General features: G+C 71.7%; 18 protein-coding genes. 14 read left to right on the forward strand and 4 right to left on the reverse strand.

The window, feature by feature from the left end; translation table 11 throughout:
• The first annotated feature begins 42 nt into the window (after positions 1-42).
• Genes JYK04_RS22035 through JYK04_RS22085 form a run of 11 tightly spaced genes read left to right on the forward strand, consistent with a single transcriptional unit; the run spans position 43 to position 11,514 of the window.
• Positions 43-411: a cupin domain-containing protein gene (locus tag JYK04_RS22035; RefSeq protein ID WP_189738060.1), complete on the forward strand. Its 369-nt coding sequence runs from the start codon at positions 43-45 to the stop codon at positions 409-411.
• Positions 408-2,027 carry a class I tRNA ligase family protein gene (locus JYK04_RS22040; protein ID WP_189738063.1) on the forward strand — a complete coding sequence of 540 codons (1,620 nt, stop codon included), beginning with the start codon at positions 408-410 and terminating at the stop codon, positions 2,025-2,027. The genes JYK04_RS22035 and JYK04_RS22040 overlap by 4 nt, the downstream gene beginning before the upstream one ends.
• Positions 2,028-2,042: 15 nt before the next feature.
• Positions 2,043-3,362, forward strand: a complete 1,320-nt coding sequence (locus JYK04_RS22045; RefSeq protein WP_189738066.1) for an MFS transporter — start codon at positions 2,043-2,045, stop codon at positions 3,360-3,362.
• A gap of 14 nt (positions 3,363-3,376) precedes the next feature.
• Positions 3,377-4,630 carry an ATP-grasp domain-containing protein gene (locus JYK04_RS22050; protein ID WP_189738069.1) on the forward strand — a complete coding sequence of 418 codons (1,254 nt, stop codon included), beginning with the start codon at positions 3,377-3,379 and terminating at the stop codon, positions 4,628-4,630.
• Positions 4,623-5,447, forward strand: a complete 825-nt coding sequence (gene ddaH, locus JYK04_RS22055) for a dimethylargininase (protein ID WP_189738072.1) — start codon at positions 4,623-4,625, stop codon at positions 5,445-5,447. Before JYK04_RS22050 ends, ddaH begins: the two co-directional genes overlap by 8 nt.
• On the forward strand, positions 5,444-5,779 hold the full coding sequence (locus JYK04_RS22060) for an avidin-fold protein (protein ID WP_189738075.1): 336 nt from the start codon (positions 5,444-5,446) through the stop codon (positions 5,777-5,779). Before ddaH ends, JYK04_RS22060 begins: the two co-directional genes overlap by 4 nt.
• A complete protein-coding gene (locus tag JYK04_RS22065; RefSeq protein WP_189738077.1) occupies positions 5,776-7,554 on the forward strand; it encodes an ABC transporter substrate-binding protein in 1,779 nt (592 codons plus the stop codon). The genes JYK04_RS22060 and JYK04_RS22065 overlap by 4 nt, the downstream gene beginning before the upstream one ends.
• Entirely contained in the window at positions 7,554-8,057 is a 504-nt protein-coding gene (locus tag JYK04_RS22070; protein WP_189738080.1) for a YbaK/EbsC family protein, read from the forward strand. Before JYK04_RS22065 ends, JYK04_RS22070 begins: the two co-directional genes overlap by 1 nt.
• Positions 8,058-8,062: 5 nt before the next feature.
• A complete protein-coding gene (locus tag JYK04_RS22075) occupies positions 8,063-9,325 on the forward strand; it encodes an ATP-grasp domain-containing protein (protein ID WP_189738084.1) in 1,263 nt (420 codons plus the stop codon).
• A gap of 36 nt (positions 9,326-9,361) precedes the next feature.
• On the forward strand, positions 9,362-10,507 hold the full coding sequence (locus JYK04_RS22080) for an NAD(P)/FAD-dependent oxidoreductase (RefSeq protein ID WP_189738087.1): 1,146 nt from the start codon (positions 9,362-9,364) through the stop codon (positions 10,505-10,507).
• Positions 10,508-10,536: 29 nt separating this feature from the next.
• Positions 10,537-11,514 carry an MmcQ/YjbR family DNA-binding protein gene (locus JYK04_RS22085; protein ID WP_189738090.1) on the forward strand — a complete coding sequence of 326 codons (978 nt, stop codon included), beginning with the start codon at positions 10,537-10,539 and terminating at the stop codon, positions 11,512-11,514.
• A 6-nt stretch (positions 11,515-11,520) separates the two neighbouring features.
• Here the strand turns inward: JYK04_RS22085 and JYK04_RS22090 are convergent, their stop codons facing one another.
• Positions 11,521-13,014: an NB-ARC domain-containing protein gene (locus JYK04_RS22090; protein ID WP_189738093.1), complete on the reverse strand. Its 1,494-nt coding sequence runs from the start codon at positions 13,012-13,014 to the stop codon at positions 11,521-11,523.
• Between the two features lie 173 nt (positions 13,015-13,187).
• On the opposite strand from JYK04_RS22090, the gene JYK04_RS22095 reads away from it, so the two are divergent.
• Positions 13,188-16,394 (forward strand): AfsR/SARP family transcriptional regulator, encoded by a 3,207-nt coding sequence (locus JYK04_RS22095; protein WP_189738096.1) that lies wholly within the window; start codon positions 13,188-13,190, stop codon positions 16,392-16,394.
• Between the two features lie 71 nt (positions 16,395-16,465).
• On the opposite strand, the gene JYK04_RS22100 is transcribed toward JYK04_RS22095, so the two are convergent.
• Both JYK04_RS22100 and JYK04_RS22105 read right to left on the reverse strand, forming a co-directional pair.
• The gene (locus tag JYK04_RS22100) at positions 16,466-16,645 is read right to left on the reverse strand and encodes a hypothetical protein (protein WP_189738099.1); all 180 of its coding nucleotides are present in this window, start codon (positions 16,643-16,645) and stop codon (positions 16,466-16,468) included.
• 85 nt (positions 16,646-16,730) lie between these two features.
• Positions 16,731-17,636 (reverse strand): ATP-grasp domain-containing protein, encoded by a 906-nt coding sequence (locus tag JYK04_RS22105; RefSeq protein ID WP_189738102.1) that lies wholly within the window; start codon positions 17,634-17,636, stop codon positions 16,731-16,733.
• A 197-nt stretch (positions 17,637-17,833) separates the two neighbouring features.
• On the opposite strand from JYK04_RS22105, the gene JYK04_RS41325 reads away from it, so the two are divergent.
• Positions 17,834-18,382 carry a LysM peptidoglycan-binding domain-containing protein gene (locus JYK04_RS41325; protein WP_189738105.1) on the forward strand — a complete coding sequence of 183 codons (549 nt, stop codon included), beginning with the start codon at positions 17,834-17,836 and terminating at the stop codon, positions 18,380-18,382.
• Positions 18,383-18,448: 66 nt separating this feature from the next.
• Here the strand turns inward: JYK04_RS41325 and JYK04_RS22115 are convergent, their stop codons facing one another.
• On the reverse strand, positions 18,449-19,156 hold the full coding sequence (locus tag JYK04_RS22115; protein ID WP_229875361.1) for a DUF5324 family protein: 708 nt from the start codon (positions 19,154-19,156) through the stop codon (positions 18,449-18,451).
• A gap of 147 nt (positions 19,157-19,303) precedes the next feature.
• On the opposite strand from JYK04_RS22115, the gene JYK04_RS22120 reads away from it, so the two are divergent.
• Complete coding sequence (locus JYK04_RS22120; RefSeq protein ID WP_272933169.1) at positions 19,304-19,831, forward strand: peptidylprolyl isomerase; 528 nt, start codon at positions 19,304-19,306, stop codon at positions 19,829-19,831.
• Positions 19,832-19,852 lie beyond the last annotated feature (21 nt).

Genomic DNA, 19,852 nt, shown 5'->3' on the forward strand with positions numbered 1-19,852 from the left:
CCTCACGAGCCGAACCCGCCTGACGAGGAGAGACCGAAGCACATGCTCACCCAGCCACTCGACCGCGAAGGACTGACGCACGAGAACGGCCTGGACGCGCAGCGGCTGCTGCCCTGGCCCGAGCTCAACGCCCCGTTCGAGGGGTCCTGGTGCGTGATCCGCCCCGGCACCGCATCGACCGCCCACGCCCACCACGAGTACGAGATCTTCATCGCCGTCGCCGGCACCGCCGTCCTGGAGTCGCAGGGCGTCCGCAAGCCCTTCACGACCGGGGACATCGTGCACTTCACCCCGGGCTCCGACCACCGGGTGATCAACGAGTCCGACGAGGACTTCGAGATGTACAGCGTCTGGTGGGACCTCGACATGACCCAGCGGTTCGCAGCTCGCCACCAAGGAGTCCAGGCATGACACGCCGTACGGTCATCATCGCGCCGCCGCCCACCCCGAACGGGGACCTGCACACCGGGCACCTGGCGGGCCCCTACCTGGCGGGCGACGTGTACGCACGCTATCTCCGGGCGTCGGACCGGCCGGTGATCTTCACCAGCGGTACCGACGACAGCCAGACCTACGTGGTGGCCAGCGCCGCCCGTGCCGGTCTGACCCCGGAGGAGCTGGCCCTGCGCTCCGCCACCCAGATCCGCGCCACCCTGGAGGCGGCCGGCGTCTCCGTCGACGGCTTCGCCCCCTTCGACAAGGGCTACCGCCAGACCGTCATCGACTTCGTCACCGACCTCCACAGCGAGGGGGCGTTCCGCCTCAAGACGGTGCTGCTGCCGTACGTCGAGGCCACCGGCGAGTACCTGATGGAGGGCCTGGTCGCCGGCGACTGCCCGGTGTGCCTCGTGGAGAGCCGCGGCGGACTCTGCGAGTCCTGCGGACACCCCAACAACTTCGACGAACTGCTGCGGCCCCGCTCCACCGTCGACCCGGACGCCGTGGTCACGCACCGCGAGGCGCAGATCCTCGTACTGCCGATGGAGGAGTACCGGGACAGGCTCGCCGACTACTACGTCCGGCACCGGGACGTGCTGCGCCCGCACACCGCGCAGCTCGTCCGGGAGGCGCTGGACCGCCCGCTGCCGGACTTCCCGATCACCTACCCGACCGCGTGGGGCATCCCGGCGCCGTTCACCGAGACGCCGGGCCAGGTCCTCAACGCCTGGGCCGAGGGCATGGCCGCCTCGATGTACTGCACCTGGTACGCGGCCGAGCAGCTCGGTGAGCACACCGACCGCTTCGACGAGCACTGGCTGTCCGAGCACGGCATCGACCTCGTGTACTTCCTCGGATTCGACAACGTCTACTTCTGGGGAATGACGCACCTGGCCCTGCTGATGGCGCACGGCGACCGGTACGTCGAGCCGCACGCCATCGTGTCGAACGAGTTCTACGAACTGGAGAACCAGAAGTTCTCGACAAGCAAAGGCCACGTGGTGTGGGCCGCCGATCTGGTGGCCGAGGTACCGCGTGACCTGGTGCGCTTCTACCTGGCGCTGACCGCGCCGGAGCACTCCCGGACCAACTTCAGCCGTGAGGCGCTCGACAGCCTGTCGAGCTCCCGGCTGGTCGATCCGTGGAACCACCTCGCGGGCCGGCTGGACGCGCTCCTCGCGGGCGTCGGGGCGGACGCACTGCTGCCGGTCTCCGAGACCGGTGCCCGGGAGGCGGGGATCGTCGTCGAGCGGTTCCGCTCCCACTACGAGCTGGAGAGCTTCAGCCTCCACCGGGCCGCGGACCTGATCGTCGTGCACCTCGACCGGCTGCTGAACCAGGCGGACCGGGTGGACGCGGGCGTCCCGAGCGACCTGGGCGACCTGGTCCTCGCCGTCCGGACGCTGACCGCGTGCGCCGCTCCGCTGCTCGTCGACCTCGCGGCCCGTGCCGAGCGGGCCGGCGCCGATCTGAGCCTGCCGGCCGGCGCCTTCCCGGCCGACCCCGTCGCTCCGCTGCGACTCCCCCTCCTGTCGACCGAGGTCGGGGCCTTCGCGCCCATGGCCGAGCCGGCCGACATCCGAGCCTGACCTCCGAGGAGCACTGTGTCCACGATCGCCCCGCCCCGTCCCAATCGGGCAGAACGACTGCTCATCCCCGCGACCTTCATCACCAACCTCGGCAACGGCATCCAGCTCACCGCCGCCTCGTACCTGGTCTTCACCGAGGCCAACACCATGCTCGCGGTCAGCTGGCTGATGATCGCCGTCACCATCCCGCAGGTGGCGCTGTCCCTCTTCTTCGGCAAGCTCGCCGACCGCTTCGACCGCCGCACCCTGGCGATGATCTCCGACCTGGCCAGCGCGGCCGCCGCGATCGGCCTGCCGGTCTGGCTGGCCCTCGGCGGCAACCCCTCGACCGTCAGCTACGTCGCCAGCTTCATCCTGTCGATCTCCGCCGCCCTGTTCTTCCCCGCCAGCAACGCCCTGATCAAGGAGCGCATCCCGGAGTCCCGGCTCGCCCAGTTCAACGGCAACGCCGAGATCGCCATCCAGGCCGGCACGCTCGCCTCGGCGGCCCTCGGCGGCTGGGTGATCGTCTGGGTCGGCACGACGTCGCTCTTCTACTTCAACGCGATCACGTTCCTGCTCTCCGCCGCCCTGCTGTTCTTCATCGGCCGCCGTCCGGCCGGCCAGGGCACCAGCTCCCCGGAGGCCGCCGCCAAGGCGGCCGCGGCAGCCAAGGCCGCCGCGTCCGGCTCCCGCCCGCCGCTGGCCCGTCTCGCGCTGCTCTACATCATCGGCAACATCGTCATCATCGTCGGCAACAGCATCATGCTGGTCCTGGTCATCGACGGCTTCAAGTCCAACGCCGGCTACCTCGGCATCGTGGACGCCCTGTTCGGCATCGGTGCGCTGTTCGCGGCCTGGGCCTTCAAGAAGATCAGTTCCAAGGCCACCGTGCTGAAGACGGCGCTGATCGGCTACCTCGCCTTCGCGGTGCTGCTGTCCCTGGAGTCCGTCCACCTCTACGCGATGATGGCCGTCATCCCCTTCGCCGCCATCGCCTTCTGCGTGGCCCGCATCTCGGCCCGTACCGCCCTGATGAGCGCGGCACCCGAGGAGAAGACGGGCTTCGTCTTCGGCGCCACCAACGCCTTCGGCCTCGCGGCCGGCACCACCGCCGTCGTCCTGATCTCGCTCCTGGTCGACTCCACCAACGTGAAGAACGGCTTCTACGCCCTCTCCGCCCTGGTCGTCGTCATCGCCTCGCTCACCATCGTCTCGCTGCGCAAGCACGACCGCGAGGTCGCCGCCGCCGAGGCCGCTGCCGCCGCCGAGGCCGCTGCCGCCGCCGAGATCGTGTCCGAGCCCGCCGCAGAGCCCGCCGAAGCCGCTGCCGAGCCCGTCCCGGCCAAGGTCTGAGGGGAGGAGCACAGATGAAGCTGCTCGCCATCGAGGCCAGCCAGAACGCCACCTACTACATCTCCCGCTACCAGCAGATCGAGGCCCTCGGGGCCGAGGTCCACGTACTCAACGGCATAGGCACCGAGGACTTCTGGCCCGCGGAGCGCTACCGGATCGCCGGCTCCAAGCAGATCGAGGACATCGTCACCGCCGCCAAGATCTGGCACGCGGAGGAGGAGTTCGAGGGGGTCCTGACCTTCTCGGAGTCCGGGGTCGTCACTGTGGCGGTCGTCGCCGAGGCGCTCGGACTGCCGAGCATCGGCTTCGAAGCCGCCCGGACCAGCCGCAACAAGCTGCTGATGCGCCAGGCCCACGAGCGCGGCGGCGCCGCGCACCCCGGCTTCCGCTACGCCCCCGACGTCGAGGCCGCCCTGACGGCCGGTGAGGAACTCGGCTACCCGCTGATCCTCAAGCCCACCCTGGGCGCCGCCAGCAACTTCGTGTTCAAGGTCGACGACCCCGAGGAGATGCGGGCCCGCTTCGCGGACGCCACCTCGGGCATCGAGACCATGACCTGGGCGCTGATGGAGGCCGACGGACTGGACCTCGGCCCGAACGGGATCATCGTCGAGGGCTACCTCGACGGCCACGAGCACCTCATCGAGGCGCTGGCCTGGGACGACGAGGTGTACCTCGGCTCCATCGTGGACCGGATCACGGTCGAGAGCGGGACCTTCGACGACGACGTCCACCACGCGCCGAGCTCCCTGACCCCCGAGCAGATCGCCGCGGTCCACGAGGTGGTCCGCGACGCGGCCCACGCCCAGGGGCTGCGCCGGTCCGTGCTGCACGCCGAGGTGAGGTTCCACCAGGGGGCGCCCTTCATCCTGGAGATAGCGATCCGTCCCGGCGGCGGCGGTCTCGACCACATGGCGCGGATCAGCGCCGGCCACGACCCCATCCGGTGCGTGTCGGACGTGGCGCGCGGCCTGCGGCCCGATGTCTCGCACTACGCGCCGACCGGGGTGCACACCGCCGCGATGTGCCTGATCAGCGGGGCGGGAACGGTCGAGTCCATCGAGGTGCCGACCGAGGTCGCCGAGGACCCCGCGCTGTTCTTCCTCAAGATCACGGCCACGCCGGGGACCGTCATCAAGCGCCCGCCGGCGGGCAACAACATCCTCGGTTTCATCGGTGCCACCGGCACCTCCCTGACCGAGGCGCTGACCACCGCGCACGTCGCGGCCGGCCGCATCCGCACCGAGATGAGGCCGGAGCATGGCTGAGACCCCGCGGCGTACGGCCACCAGGCGGCACTACCTGATGTGCCGGCCGACCCACTTCGAGGTGACCTACGCGATCAACCCGTGGATGAACCCCGAGAAGCCCATGGACGCCGACCTGGCGCTCGCCCAGTGGGAGCGGATCCGGGACCTCTACCTCGGGTTCGGGCACGAGGTCTCCTACATCGACCCGGTGCCGGGCCTGCCGGACATGGTGTTCTCCGCCAACGGAGCCACCGTGGTCGACGGCAAGGTGCTCATCGCGAAGTTCCGCCACCAGGAGCGCGCGGCCGAGGCCGACGCCCACCGGGCCTGGTTCGAGGCCCGCGGCTACACCGACATCCGGGTCCCGCGGTACGTCAACGAGGGCGAGGGCGACTTCGCCCCCGCCGGCCGGCGGATCCTGGCCGGCGCGGGATTCCGCAGCGACCCCGGCGCGCACGAGGAGCTCCGTGAGTTCTTCGGCCTGCCGGTGGTCGGACTGACCCTGACCGACCCCCGCTTCTACCACCTGGACACCGCGCTGTTCGTCCTCGACGAGGACCTGGTGGCGTACTACCCCGCCGCCTTCTCCGAAGAGAGCCAGGACGCGCTGCGCCGGCTGTACCCGGACGCGATCCTCGCCACCCGCGAGGACGCCGATGCCTTCGGCCTGAACGCGGTGAGCGACGGACTGAACGTGGTGGTGACGGAGACCGCCACGCATCTGATCGACCAGCTGCGCGAACGCGGCTTCGAGGTGCACGGCGTGGACATGTCCGAACTGCTGAAGGCCGGTGGCGCGGTCAAATGCATCACTCAGGAGATACGACGCCCGTGATCGATTACGACGGCAGGAGTTTCCGCAACACCGGTTACCCGGCGGGCGAGGACGCACCCGTCGGCCACTACCGCCAGGACGGCGACCTGCTCTGGGCCGATTTCGACGGAGGGCCCGTCCGCAGGGGCTCGCTGAACGGGCGCGTGGAGCCCGACGGGAACCTCGAATTCGCCTACACGATGGTCCTCGCGGACGGCGAGGTGGTCGCAGGACGGTGCTGGAGCACCCCCGAGTTCCTGGACGACGGACGGATCCGGCTCAACGAGCGCTGGGAGCGCTACGGAGCCCACTCGGACAGCGGTGAATCCGCACTGGAGGAGGTAAGGACATGACCCCGCCCACCACCCCGCTCCGCGGGGGCAGCGTGACCTGGGCCTGCACCAGCGGTTTCAGCCCGGTCTTCATCTTCCCGTTCACCCCGGGCGAGTACTACGGGGTGGCCAACCTGCACGAGTTCCAGACGCTGATGTACCGGCCGCTGTACTGGTACGGCACCGGCGGCCAGCCGACGGTCGACTACGAGCGCAGCCTCGCCGAGCCCCCCGAGTGGAGCGAGGACGGCCGCACGGCGACGATCACGGTCAAGCCGTACAAGTGGTCGAACGGCGAGACGGTCGACGCCGACAACGTGATGCTGTGGATGCACCTCCTGGAGGCCGAGAAGGACAGCTTCGGCGGGTACACGCCGGGCTTCTTCCCGGACAACCTGACCGGCTACGAGAAGGTCGCCGAGGACAAGGTCAGCTTCACCTTCGACCGCGCCTACTCGCACAACTGGGTGCTGATGAACCAGTTCAGCACCATCACCCCGCTGCCGAAGGCCTGGGACCGCACCGCCGACGACCGGCCGGCCGACGCCACCCACGACCCGGCCCAGGCCTCCGCCGTCTACGCCTACCTGCGGGCCTGCAACGACGAGCGCAAGAGCTGGGACACCAGCCCCGTCTGGAGCGTGGTCAACGGGCCTTGGAAGCTGAGCAGTTACACGATCGACGGGACTTCGGGCGAATGCGTCCTGGTGCCCAACGAGAGCTACTCCGGCCCCAACAAGCCCTACCTCGACGAGTTCCGCCTGGTGCCCACCGGCTCGGACACCGAGCAGTACGAGATGCTCCGCCGCGGGCCCGAGGCCCTGGACGGTGTGCAGATCGGCTTCCTGCCCTTCGACGAGGTCACCGAGCCGGCCGAGGACCCGCTGGTCGGCGGGCCCAACCCGCTCGGCGAGCACTACGACCTCGTCCCCCAGCTCACTTACAAAATCCATTACTTCCCGATCAACTTCAACAACCCCACCGTCTCCGGAAAGATCTTCAAGCAGCTCTACTTCCGCCAGGCACTGCAGTCCTGCCTCGACTCCCGGGGCGCCATCCGCGACGTCTACAAGGGCTACGGCTACCCGACCACCGGGCCCATCCCGGCCCTGCCGGACAGCCCGCTGCTCTCACCCGCCGCGCACGAGGACCCGTACCCCTTCGACGTCGAGAAGGCCCGCGCCTTCCTGACGGAGAACGGCTGGGACACCAGCACCACCCCGGCGCTCTGCGTCCGCGAAGGCACCGGGCCCGGGGAGGCGGGCGAGGGCATCCCGGCCGGCACCCCGCTGCGGTTCTCGATGCGCTACGCCCAGGGGCACGAGACCCTGACCGCGGTCATGCGCAAGTTCGCCGCCGACGCCGCCGAGGCGGGCATCGAGATCGTGCTGAGCGAGGTCGAGGCGAGCGTCCTGGTCCTGGAGGACACCACCTGCACCCCGGGCCCCGACAGCCCCTGCCTGTGGGAGTTCAGCGACTGGAACGGCGGCTGGGGCTACGGACCCGGCTTCTACCCGACCGGCGAGGCGCTGTACTCGACCGGCTCCTCCGTGAACTTCGGCAGCTACAGCGACCCGAAGGCGGACGAGCTGATCGCCCGCACCGTGGTCAGCGACGACCTGGAGGACCTGTACGCCTACCAGGACTACATCGCGCAGCAGGTCCCGGTCATCTGGATGCCCAACTTCCCCTTCCGCCTGCTGGAAGTGGCCAACAACCTGAAGGGCGTGGCTCCGATCAACCCCTTCGGACTGATCAACCCCGAGGACTGGCACTACGTCGGCGAGGTGCTCTGATGTACCAGCGACTGATCGGCCTCCTCGACAGCAATCAGGCCCGCTACCGGCTGATCGACCATGTGGCCGAGGGCCGGACCGATCTGGCGAGCGTCCTGCGCGGCCACCCGCTGGAGCAGGCCGCCAAGTGCATCGTCGTCCGCGTGAGCATCACCAAGCGGGTCGGCAAGTACGTGCTCGCGGTGGTTCCCGGCGACCGGCAGGTCGACCTGGAGGCGGTCGGCGCGCTGTTCGGCGGCGGGCGGACGGCGTTCGCCACGCCCGAGATCGCCGAGCGCCTGGCCGGCAGCGTCTGCGGCACGGTGATGCCGCTGAGCTTCCACCCCGATCTGCACCTCGTCGTCGACGAGGGCCTGATCCTCACCGAAGAGATCTACTTCAACGCGGCCCGCCTGGACCGCTCCGTGGCCCTGTCCACCCCCGACTACCTGGCCATCGCCCAGCCGCAGCTCGCGGCGATCGCGACGGCCGGCGACCGGGTCCTGACCCACTCCGCGAGGTGACGAAGATGACGGACGACGCCAAGAAGACCGATGACGGCGTGGTGATCCTGGTCGGCAGCGGACAGCGCGCCTACCGCGAGTACCTGCTCGCCGGGGCCGCCCGGCGCCGCCCGATCTGGATCCTGGACGCGGTGGACCCGACCTGGCAGGAGCAGTACGTGCTCGGCTCCACCACGGTGGAACTGCTCGACCGCGAACGCCTGGTGCCCGACACGCAGGGCCTGATCGAGGCGGCCGAGGCGGTGGCCGCCGAGCACCGCGTGGTCGGCGTGTTCAGCTACGACGAGACGCTCGTGGTGACCTGCGCCCTGATCGCCGAGCGGCTCGGACTGCCGGGCCTGACCTCCCGCGGCGCCGACAACTGCCGCAACAAGCACAACACCCGGCAGCTGCTGACCGCCGCCGGACTGCCCCAGCCCCACTTCGCCTACGTGACCGACGCCGAGGCGGCCCTCGCCGCGGCCGACTCCTTCGGCTACCCGGTCGTCCTCAAGCCCCGCGGCATGGGCGCGAGCATCGGCGTCATCCGCGTCGACGGCCCGGAGGCGGTGCGCGCGGCCTTCGAGGTCGCCGACGCCGCCGGCCGCGGCGGGAACAGCGACTACGAGGGCGGCGCGCTGGTCGAGGAGTGCGTCATGGGCCCCGAGATCAGCATCGACGGCGTGGTCTTCGACGGCGCCTGGAGCCCGCTCTTCCTCGCGCACAAGGAAGTGGGCCTCGCGCCCTACTTCGAGGAGACCGGCCACGTGGTCAGCGCCACCGACCCGCTGCTCGCCGACGAGGAACTGCTCGGCATCCTCCGCGACGCCCACCGGGAACTGGGCATCGGCTACGGGATCACGCACACGGAGGTCAAACTCACCACCCGCGGCCCGGTGATCATCGAGGTGAACGCCCGTCTCGGCGGCGACCTCATCCCCTACCTCGGCAGCCTCGCCACCGGCGTGGAGCCCGGGGAGCTGGCCGCGGAGCTGGCCGCCGGCGTCCGCCCCGAGTGGACCCCGGCCGAGTCCCGCACCGTCGGGATCCGCTTCCTGTACCCGCCGGAGAACGGCACGGTCCGCTCGGTCGACGTACCCGCCCCCTCGGACGTACCGGGGCTGCTGGAGACGAACGTGATGGTGGCGCCCGGGGTGAGGCTGCTGCTGCCGCCCGAGGGCTACCTCAGCCGGTACGCCAACCTGATCTGCGCCGGGGACGACTTCCCGAGCTGCGAGGAGTCCCTCGCCAAGGCGGCCGCTCTGACCACGATCGTCCTCGACAGCTGACCCGTCGGCTCAACGAAAACTGAAGGGAGGTGTGTGATGTCGACGAGGGTGACAGTAGTGGGCGGCGGAGTGATCGCCCTGCTCACGGCGGTCGAGTGCGTGCTCGACGGACACCGGGTCACGGTCGTGGACCAGGGCCCCATCCCGCACAGCAGAGCCACCTCTTTCGACCAGCACCGGATCCTGCGGGCCCTGCACCCGGCGGACCCGCGGACCACGGCGGCCGCACTGCGTGCGCACCGCCGCTGGGTCGAACTGGAGGAACTGTTCCTGACGCGGTTCTACGAGCAGGTCGGTTCGCTGACCGTCCTGCCGCCCGCGGCCGCGACGGACGCGGCGGCCATGCTCGCCGACGCCGGCGGCCACGCCAGGGAACTGACGGCGGCCGGCCTGGCCGACCGCTATCCGCACCTGCACGTGGGCGGCGGCCTCGGCGCGGTACTGGAGGACGAGGCGGGCGTACTGCTCGCCGAACGGGTCCTCGCCGCCTGCGTCGGCTGGCTGAAGTGGCAGCGGGGCATCGAGCTGATCGAGCACCGGGCCGTGACCGCCGTCGACGGCGAGAGCGGCAGCGTACGGCTGGTGGACGGGCAGGTGCTGCACAGCGACGCGGTGCTGGTGGCCGTGGGCCCCTGGTCCCGGGACCTGCTGCCGCCGAGCATCGCCGAGCGGCTGACCCTGTACCGGCAGTCCCTCCTCTACTGCCGGGTGCCCCGGCAGCAGTCGCAGGCCTGGGCGGCCACTCCGGCCATACCGGCCCTGGGCACCGAGGGCGGAGCCTGGCTGATCCCGCCGGTGGCGGGCACGGCACTCAAGCTGACTTCGGCCACCGCCTGCCGGGCGGTGGACGCGATCACCGACTACGCCACCGACCCGTACTGGCAGCGCAAGCTGGAGAAGGAGTTCGGGGACATCCTCCCCGGCTTCGGACCGGCCTGGGTCACCGCGGCCAAGGACGCCTACTACTCGGCCTTCTCGCCGACGGGCGGCCCGCTGCTGGTCGCCCTGGGCGGCGCGGGATTCGCGTACGCGGCCTGCGGTGGCACATCCTTCAAGTTCGCGCCGCTCATCGCGCGGTCGCTGGCCGACCGGATGACCGGCAGGAGTCCGTCGCCGATCGGCCTCGGGGCGCTCGACGGGCCACCGCTGGACGTCCACACCCCGCAGCTCGCGGGACTGTGAGCGGCGGCCGGATGAGCAAGGAGCGTGCCATGGCGACGGTGGACGACGTACGGCGGCTCGCGATGGGCCTGCCGAGGACCGAGGAGCACCTGATCCGGGACCGGGTGAAGTTCCGGATCGGCAGGATCGTCTACCTCGCCCTGTCCCGGGACGAGAGCGAACTCGGCTTCGCCTTCCCCAAGGAGGAGCGGTCGGCGCTGGTGGCCGCCGAGCCGGAGAAGTTCTTCCTGCCCCGGGAGTCCGATCTGCGCTTCCACTGGGCGCAGGCGCGCCTGGCGGCCCTGGACGTCGACGAGCTGACGGAGCTGGTCACCGAGGCCTGGCGGATGGTGGTGCCCGCCAAGGTCGCCCGCGCCCACCTGGACCCGCCGGCCGCGCCGCCGCTCCCGCCCGCGCCGTCCCTGGCCGAACTGAGGTCCTCGGCAGAGGTGTTCAACGGCTTCGCGGGCGTGGACCGCAGCTGGCAGGCGCTGCGCGAGGAGACCGGCGGCGCCCTCGACCTCTCCCTCGCCGCACACCGCAGCGCCCTGCACCGCTGGCTGAACTCCTGGGGCTGCCGCATCCGTTACCCGCGCGAGGGCGAGCCCGACACCTTCGGCGCGGGGCTCGCCGCATGGTGGGGGCGGCACAGCCTGGCGCACGCACCGCTGGCCCGGCTCACCCCGCGGGAGATCTCCCGGTTCGCCGCCGCCTACGAGGAGCTGGCGGCGCTGCCGATCGGCCGCCGCAGCCTCGGCCCGACCGCCGCGGCCAAGGCCCTGTACGCACTGCGGCCCGAGTCGGTCATGCCGTGGGACGCGGCGATCGCGCAGCGGCTGCACGGGGTCCGGGACGGGGCCGCCTTCGCCCGCCACCTGGAGCTCGGCCGGAGCTGGGCGCGTACGGTGCTGGAGCAGGGCGGCGGTCTCGGCGAGGCGGCCCTGTGCGCCGAGATCGGCCGGCCCGGGGTGTCCCTCGCCAAGATCCTCGACGAACACCTCTACGTCACGATCACCCACGCGGCCTGAGGCGGCCTACCTCGGCTGCCGCACGTGCGCCTGGCCCCGCGCCGCAGCGGGTGCGGGCGCGGCCGCCGGGTCCTCCTCCGTCGGGTCGGGCTGGGTCAGCGCGTACGCCCGGGCCATCGGCGTCAGCCCGTACTGCCCCGGCAGGTCGGAGTGGTCGAGCAGCCCCGCGTCGAGGAGCCGTTCGAGGAGGTCCTCCACCGGCTGCGCGGACCGCTCGACCAGCATGGCGAGCGCGTCCGCCGACTCGTACACCACGTTGTCCACGGAGGGCGGGTTGTCGGAGCCGGCGAACTGGCGCAGCATCAGCCGCGCCCACGGGGTCAGCAGCCGGTAGGCGCTGTCGAGGCGGTTGCTCAGCGCGTCGTCGCCGATCTGCAGCCGGGCCAGGAAGCGGCCGGATGCCCGCTGCCCGGCGCGCCCGTCGTGGCCGCCCGGCCCGCCCGGACCGTCCCCGAGCAGCTCGGACACGGAGTCCTGGAGCATCCATTCGGGGCGGGCCGCGATGCGCCGGCCGGCCAGGTTGAGCGCCAGCGGCAGGTCCCCGCAGGCGTCGGCGAGGCGCAGGCAGGCGCGCGGCTCGGTACCGACCCGGTCGCCGCCGAGAAGCTGCGCGAGCAGCTCCATGGACTCGTCGCGGTCCAGTGCGGGGAGCCGGATCCGGCCAATTCCGTCGAGGCCCAGTAGACGCGATCGGCTGGTGATGATGATGCGGCTCTCGGGCGCCGCGATGAGGAGTTCCCGGATCTGCCGCTCGTGCTGCACGCCGTCCAGCACCACCAGCAGCCGCCGCCGGTTCAGGAGCGACCGGTACAGGCCAATTCTCTGACCGGGATCGTTCGGGATCCGGTCGGCGGGGATGCCGAGTGCCTCCAGGAAACCGCCCGCGATTCCGGCGGCGTCCTTGCGGCCGTCGGCGGCCGGGTCGAGGTTCGCGTAGAGCTGCCCGTCGGGCAGGTTCACGGCGAGTTCGTGGGCGAGCCGCAGGGCGAAGGCCGTCTTGCCCACACCCACCTGACCGCTGATCACCAAGGGCGCCGCGGGGCGCTGCCCGCCGTACGAGGGGGCGGTCAGGGCCCGCGCCCGCTGCAGCAGCTCACGCCGTCCCACCAGGGGATGAGCCTCCATCGGCAGCTGTGAGGGGGGCGGCAGCACGGCGCGTACGTCGGCCGCGCGCAGCTCGTTCTCCTGGTGCTGCTGCACGGCTTTGACCGCCGGACGGGCGGTTCCGTCGTCCCCGTCGGCCCGTGCCGCCTCGTGCCAGCGGCGCTCCCAGGTGGCGCGGTCACCGCCGCAGGCCTCGGCGAAGGCGAGGGCCACCTGCAGCGTCGGGAGGCGGTAGCCGGCGGCCGCGTCGGAGAGCACGGACGCGGAGAACATGGCCCGGGTGGCCATGTCGCGGTAGCCGGGACTGCCGGCCGCGGTCCGCAGCCTGCGCAACTCCCGGGCGAACGCGGTGACTGGTCCGGCATCGGGGGCCAGTGGTCTCTCCAGTCTTCCCACAGCCTGCTCCTTCGGTACTCGCTCCGTGTGCTGCCTGCTCCGGGCCGCCCATGAACTGTCCGTGTCGGCCTTCCTGATCTGCTACCGGATGCTTACCGCCTGCTAGGAGGAACCCCTATGATCCGGTTGACATGGCCTGGCCAGGGGCCTTGTTCTTTGGGGGTGGATGTCCGATGCCGGGGGCGGATGCGGAGTCCGGGGAGAGACGAAGCGTGGATCCTGCGGGGGGCAGGCTGCGCTTCAACGTGCTCGGATCGCTTGAGGGATGGTTCGGAGAAGTACGGCTGAGGCTGGGGGGAGCGATCCAGGAACGGGTCCTGTGCGTCCTGCTGCTCGAAGCCGGCCGGGTGGTGCCCGTGGCCCGCCTCGTCGAGGCGACCTGGGAGAAGGACCCGCCGGTGACCGCGGCGCACCAGGTCCGCAAGGCCGTCGCCGACCTGCGGCGGCGCATACCCACCGGCACCGAGGTGATCGCCACCGACGGGCCGGGATACCGCGTGGTGGTGGCGGACGACCAAGTCGACCTCCTGGAGTTCGACGCCCTGACCAGGGCGGCGGGCCAGGCACTGCGGGAAGGCGGGCAGGCCGCGGCCGCCGAGGCGCTGCGGGCCGCCCTCGCGCTGTGGCGGGGACCGGTCCTGTCCGGCACCGGCGGACCGGTGATCGAGGCCGCGGCGACCGCGCTGGACGAGCGCCGGCTGGCCGCCGCCGAGCAGTTCTTCGACCTGTGCCTCGCACTGGGCGAGAGCGGTGAGCTCATCCCGGGCCTGCGTGCGCTGATCACCCAGCACCCGCTGCGGGAGACGCTGCGCGGCCAGCTGATGCTCGCCCTGTACCGCTCCGGGCGGCAGGCCGAGGCGCTCAGGGAGTACGGAGAGGTCCGCGAGCTGCTCGTGGAAGAGCTCGGGATCGACCCGGGCCCCCGGCTGGCCAGGCTGTACGAGGCGATCCTGCGGGACAGCCCCGAGCTGGCCGCGCCCGAACGGCCGGCGCCGGTGACCGTGGCGCCCGTACGCCCGGCGTCCGGGCCGGCGGCCCCCGTGGAGCCGCTGTCCGATCCGGCCGGGCCCCGGGCCGCGGTGCCACAGGGCGCGGCGCCCCAGGCCCCGGCCGGCACGGAACCGGACCGGGAAGGGGAGCCGGGAACGCGCACCGGGCCGGCCGACGCCCCGTGCACCCTGCCGAACGACCTGCCGGACTTCACCGGACGCGCCAAGGAACTGGCCGAGCTCTTCGACTTCGTGCAGGACGAGGGCCGGGGCAGCGAGCGCTACGCCCGGATCGTGGCCATCGACGGCATGGGCGGGATGGGCAAGACCACCTTGGCCGTGCGCGCCGCGCACCGGCTGGCCGACCGGTATCCCGACGGGCAGCTCCACATAGACCTGCACGGATTCACCCCGGGCCGGGAGCCCGTGACGCCCACCGCCGCGCTCGACAGCCTGCTGCGGACCCTCGGTACCCCGGGCGACCGGATTCCCGAGGACCTGGAGGGGCGCACCGCCCTGTGGCGGTCGAAGCTGGACGGCCGCCGGATGCTGCTCCTGTTCGACAACGCGGTCGACGCGGCGCAGATCAGGCCCCTGCTGCCGGCCTCGCCCGGCTGTCTCGCCCTGATCACCAGCCGCGGGCGGCTGCTGGACCTCGACGGCGTCGAGTGGGTGTCCATCGGGATGATGGAACCCGAGGACAGCACCAGCCTGATGGCGGAGACCCTCGGTACCACCCGGGTGGCCGCCGAGCCGGCGGCCTCCGCCGAACTGGCCGAGCTGTGCGGGCACCTGCCGCTGGCGCTGCGGATAGCGACCGCCCGGCTGCGCAACAGGCCGCGCTGGACGGTGCGTTATCTGGTCGAGCGGCTGCGCGACGAGAAACGCCGGATGGACGAGCTGAGTTCGGGAGAGCGCAGCGTCGCGGCGACCCTCCGGCTGTCGTACCTGGCGATGGACGAGGAGTACCGGACAGCGTTCCGCATCCTCAGCCTGTACCCGTGCGCCGGGACGGACGTCCATTCGGCAGCGGCGCTCCTCGGCACGACCGTCCGGGACGCCGAGGACGCCCTGGAATTCCTGCTCGACGTCCACCTGGTCCAGCAGCCCGACATCGGCCTCTACACCTTCCACGACCTGGTGCGCAGTTTCGCCCAGAGCCTGCGGGGGCCGGCGACGGCGGACGACGACGCGGCGGCGGTCGAGCGGCTGCTCGGCTACTACCTGACGGCGTCGAACAAGGCCTGTGAAGTGCTCTTCCCGGGGCGGGAGCGCCGGCCCACCGGCATCGCGCCCTACCAGGGCGAACTTCCGTCCCTCAGGGACGCCGAGCAGGCCGTGCGGTGGTTCGACCGCGAGCAGGCCGGACTGCTGGCGGCCGTGTCGCTCGCCGAGCGGTGCGGCCACGACCGGTACGCGGCCTGCCTGAGCCGCAATGTGGGCTTCCACCTGCACACGCACGGACAGCTCGACGAGTTCTGGAGCGTCGGGCACCTCGCGGTGGCCGCCGCCCGCCGGCTCGACGATCCGGCGCTTCTCGGCATCAGCCTGGCCAATCTGGGCGCGGCCTGCTGGAAGCTGGGCCGCTTCGAGGAAGGGCTGGAGGTGGCCGCGGAGGCGCGCGACACGGCGATCCGCGCCGGGGACCGGCACACCGAGGCGCACAGCGAATCGACCCTCGGGCTGCTGATGTCGATGCTCGGGAGGTACGGGGAGGCCCTCCCGCTCCTGGAGCGGTCCGTGGCCGTGGCCCGCGAACTGGGCAATCTGCGGGCGGAGTCGGAGAGTCTGACGACCCTCAGCACGCTGTACGAGAGGTGGGGGCGCTATCCGGAGGCGGCCGCCGCCGCCCGCCGGGCGATCGAGATCGACCGCGGCCTCGGCTACCGCGGCAACGAGATCGTGGCCCTGACCGATCTGGCCTTCGCGCAGGTGGGCCTCGGCGAGTTCGCGGACGCGGACGCCAGTCTCAAGCGCGCCCGCGACTTGTGCGACGAGACCAGATCGCCCGGCGACGTCGCCCTGCTGCTCGCGCTGTCCGCGCAGGTCGCGCACGAGCGGGGCGACGGGCCTCAGGCGCGCGCGTTCGCCGAGCGCTCCCTGGTCCTCGGCCGCACCAGCGGCGCGCCGATCCGGCTCGCGAAGGTCGAGAACGTCCTCGGCCGGCTCCACCTGCTGTGGGGGGAGCACGAGGTGGCCCTGGCCCTGCACGCACACGCCCACAAGATCGCGGAGCCGATGAGCTTCCGTGCCGAGGAGGCGTCCGGACTGGTGGGCATGGCCCGTGCGGCCGAGGCGCTCGGGGACGCCCCGGCCGCGGCCGGACACCGCGCGGCCGCCGAGGAGTTATTCGCCTTCATGAGCCTGCCGGCGCACCGCCGGACGTACTGAGCGCGCACGGGGAAGTGCCCCGCACCGGAACCCGGTGCGGGGCACTTCCCCGTACGGGGCGGGCGGCGGGTCTACCGGGGGGACGGGACCGGGGTCGGGGCCGGGGAGGCGACACCCGGACCCTTGTCGTCCGCCAGCACCTGGTAGCCGGAGGGCTGGCCGGCGTCCACCGGGCTGCTGACCGTCACACCGACTCCGATCGCCAGAGCTGCCGCGATGATCCCGATCAGTCCAGCCAGCTTGCTGCGCATGTGTGGAACCCCCTGGTGTGTACCCGGTGCGGCTCCCGTGTGCTGCGGTGGCCGCTCTCGACAAGACAAAGACTGGCCGCAGCCCTTACCGGTCCGTTCCCCTCTCGATACCGCTCGTGACCGTGGCGCGGGAACGGCCGGTACCGTGCCGTTCCCGGTCCGGTTCCGTGGCCGCCGCGATACGCGAGCCCCGCGCGCTGACCAGCACGTCCGTCCGCGTGGTGCCCGATTCGTACCCGGCCAGATCCAGCAGGGCCCGTACCGTCGCGCGGATCCCGGCCTGCTCCGCGTCGTGGAGCGGCGCCGCCGTTCCCTCGGGAGCGATGTCCGCGACCAGGTGCATACCGTCGACGGTCAGCGTCTCCACCCTGAACTTCGCTCCCGTCAAGAGCTCTTCGACGAGATAGGGAGCCGAGTGCCGGGCGGTGACCGCCTGTTCGGCCCACCGGGCCAGTGCGGGCCGGTCGTGCACCGGAACGGTCCACCAACACCCGGACTTGTCGGCCGACTTGATGACCACGGGCAGGGGGAATTCCTCCGCCAGCGAGCACGCCTCCGTGATGGAGCGGGCCTCCTCGGCACGTACCGCGGAGGTCCGGCTCTCGTTGAGGATCCGCCGGATCGTCAACGCGTCCGGCAGCCCGCGGGCCGGCTTCCCGCGGCTGTCGGACAACTCCCGCAGCACCTCCTCGGCGGCGGCCGCGGCTCCGCTGCCGAGACCCCTTTCGAGATCGCTCGAGAGGTAGAGGATCTGCCCGATCCCGTGTTCGGCGACCGTGTCCGTCAGCAGGGCGCGCAGCGCGTCCGGGTCCTCGAAGTCCACGCGCAGGAGCCGCTGCGGGGGCAGCTCCGCGGGAAGCCGCGCGTCCGGTGGGCGGGGTACGGGATCGGACACCACCCAGACGTCCAGGCCCGCCACGACCGCGGCGCTCACGAGCCCGGGTCCGGGCCTGACCAGCACTACCCGCTCCGCAGCCTGTCTGATGATCACAGAAATCTCCTCCATCGTGTCCCACGATGGTGGCGCCGGGCCTTCCCGGTCCCTTCCCGACACGTTCCCTTCCGGGCCCTGACCTGGTGCGCGCGTCCCCCGGACGGCTCCGTCGCAGGGCCGCGGGGCGCCCGGTGCAGGACAGTGGAAGGAGGTACCGATCCCGGGGGGCAGCATCACGCCGGAGGCGTACAGACATGGGACTCTTCGACTTCCTGAAGTCCGACAAGAAGAAGGCGCACGACGCCGCCGAGAAGGCGGCGGACCAGGTGCAGCAGCAGGCGGGCGAGGGCAGGAGGCCCCCTTCGGGTTCGGCGGCCGACGCCGCCTCGGCCACCCGGGCCACCGCCGAGCGCATGGCGGCGGCCGCGCCGCCCAGGCACGTCCCCGCGACCCCGACCCCGACCCCCACGTCCGCCGCGCACAAGGCCGTGCCCGCCGCCCCCAAGCCGACCGTGATGCCGAAGCCCTCGGCCTCCGCCGCCGCCGCGCCGGGCGCCATGCACACGCCCACCCCGCACTCGGCCGCGCACAAGGCGGTACCGGCGGCCCCGACGCGGGGGCCCGGGTCCACCGCCAAGAAGCGCACGTACACCGTCAAGGCCGGCGACTCGCTCCCCGCGATCGCCCGTCACGAGCTCGGCAACGAGGCCCGCTGGCGTGAGCTCTACGCGATGAACCGGGGTGCCGTCGGCGCCAACCCCGACCTCATCCGCCCCGGCACGGTCCTCACCCTCCCCGGCTGACGCCCCGCGGACGCGGAAGGGGCCCGGATCCCGTCACCGGGATCCGGGCCCCTTCGCGTGCGCCGATCAGAGCTGCTTGTCGTCGGGGCCCGACTCGGCCTCGCGCTCCTTCTCCGCCAGCTCCTCGTCGAAGGCGGTCGGCGCCGCGTCGCGCGCCGACAGCTCGGTGGCCGTCGGCGGTTCGACGAGCCAGTCCGGATTCGACTGCTGGTCCCACCACCGCCACACCGCGTAGGCGGCGCACGCCAGTACGCCGACCAGTGCGACACCGCGCAGGATCTTCCCGTTGCGCGCGTGCCGCTCGCGGCGCCGTACGAGCTTCTGTACTTCCTTGGCCGTCACCTGGCCGCGCAGCGCCGCGAGGGCCGCCGTCGACCGGGACGCGGCCTCCTCGGCCACCGGAGTGGCGGCCGCGATCGCGCTCTCGATCTTCGGCTGGGTGTATTCGGCGGCCTGCCGCGCCGCCTGGCGCGCCTGTGTCGCCGCCCGGTCGACGGGGGGCGGCACATGGGCCCGCGCCGCCTTGAGCCGGGGTTGCAGATGGCAGTCGTAGGTCGTACGGGCGTGCTGGGCGGCGCTGGTCGCCGCGTACGACATCTTGGGTGCCAGCCGCTCGTTCGCTTCCTGGGCGTAGTGCACCGCGGCTTCCCTGGCGGATTCCGCGTACGGTGCCACCACTTCCGTCGCGTGCCGCACACTCTCCCTGGCGCTCTCGGCTGCCAGGCGCATGCTCTCCTTGCCGGTCACGGGATCCTCCTCCTCGGTGGCGGACACAGTTCACCTTTCCACCCTTTGTCGGATCATGCCTGCCATATCGCTGACGGGCATGCGTGACAGGGCATACGGGTGGAGGATTTCAGTGCCGCGGAGCGCTCCGTGCGACCATCTGGACCGACAGTGATGACTATGGAAGGCAGATCCGTGGCCGAGAAGCTCTACGCCACCCTGAAGACGACCCACGGCGACATCGAGATCGAGCTGCTGGAGAACTTCGCTCCGAAGACCGTGCGGAACTTCGTCGAGCTCGCCACGGGCGCCCGGGAATGGACCCGCCCCACCGACGGCCAGAAGACCACGGACCCGCTGTACGACGGCACCGTCTTCCACCGTGTCATCAGCGGCTTCATGATCCAGGGCGGCGACCCGCTCGGCAACGGCACCGGCGGCCCCGGCTACCGGTTCGCGGACGAGTTCCACCCCGACCTGGCCTTCACCAAGCCGTTCCTGCTCGCCATGGCCAACGCGGGCCCGGGCACCAACGGCTCGCAGTTCTTCATCACCGTCGCGCCCACCGCCTGGCTGACGCGCAAGCACACCATCTTCGGCGAGGTCACCGACCCGGCCAGCCAGAAGGTCGTGCAGGCCATCGCCGGCGGCGCCACCAACCCGCGCACCGAGCGCCCCCTGGACGACGTGATCATCCAGTCCGTGGTCGTCGAGCGGCGCTGACGCCGGGAACCTTTCGGCCCC

Source organism: Streptomyces nojiriensis (assembly GCF_017639205.1).
GTDB classification, from domain to species: Bacteria; Actinomycetota; Actinomycetes; order Streptomycetales; family Streptomycetaceae; genus Streptomyces; species Streptomyces nojiriensis.

Excerpts from the sequence above, each read along its gene's own strand:
- JYK04_RS22075 (WP_189738084.1), top strand. The coding sequence starts at position 8,063 with ATGACGGACGACGCCAAGAAGACCGATGACGGCGTGGTGATCCTGGTC.
- JYK04_RS22070 (WP_189738080.1), top strand. The coding sequence starts at position 7,554 with ATGTACCAGCGACTGATCGGCCTCCTCGACAGCAATCAGGCCCGCTAC.
- JYK04_RS22085 (WP_189738090.1), top strand. The coding sequence starts at position 10,537 with ATGGCGACGGTGGACGACGTACGGCGGCTCGCGATGGGCCTGCCGAGG.
- JYK04_RS22080 (WP_189738087.1), top strand. The coding sequence starts at position 9,362 with ATGTCGACGAGGGTGACAGTAGTGGGCGGCGGAGTGATCGCCCTGCTC.
- JYK04_RS22040 (WP_189738063.1), top strand. The coding sequence starts at position 408 with ATGACACGCCGTACGGTCATCATCGCGCCGCCGCCCACCCCGAACGGG.
- JYK04_RS22065 (WP_189738077.1), top strand. The coding sequence starts at position 5,776 with ATGACCCCGCCCACCACCCCGCTCCGCGGGGGCAGCGTGACCTGGGCC.
- JYK04_RS22100 (WP_189738099.1), bottom strand. The coding sequence starts at position 16,645 with ATGCGCAGCAAGCTGGCTGGACTGATCGGGATCATCGCGGCAGCTCTG.
- JYK04_RS22095 (WP_189738096.1), top strand. The coding sequence starts at position 13,188 with ATGCCGGGGGCGGATGCGGAGTCCGGGGAGAGACGAAGCGTGGATCCT.
- JYK04_RS22050 (WP_189738069.1), top strand. The coding sequence starts at position 3,377 with ATGAAGCTGCTCGCCATCGAGGCCAGCCAGAACGCCACCTACTACATC.
- JYK04_RS22035 (WP_189738060.1), top strand. The coding sequence starts at position 43 with ATGCTCACCCAGCCACTCGACCGCGAAGGACTGACGCACGAGAACGGC.
- ddaH (WP_189738072.1), top strand. The coding sequence starts at position 4,623 with ATGGCTGAGACCCCGCGGCGTACGGCCACCAGGCGGCACTACCTGATG.
- JYK04_RS41325 (WP_189738105.1), top strand. The coding sequence starts at position 17,834 with ATGGGACTCTTCGACTTCCTGAAGTCCGACAAGAAGAAGGCGCACGAC.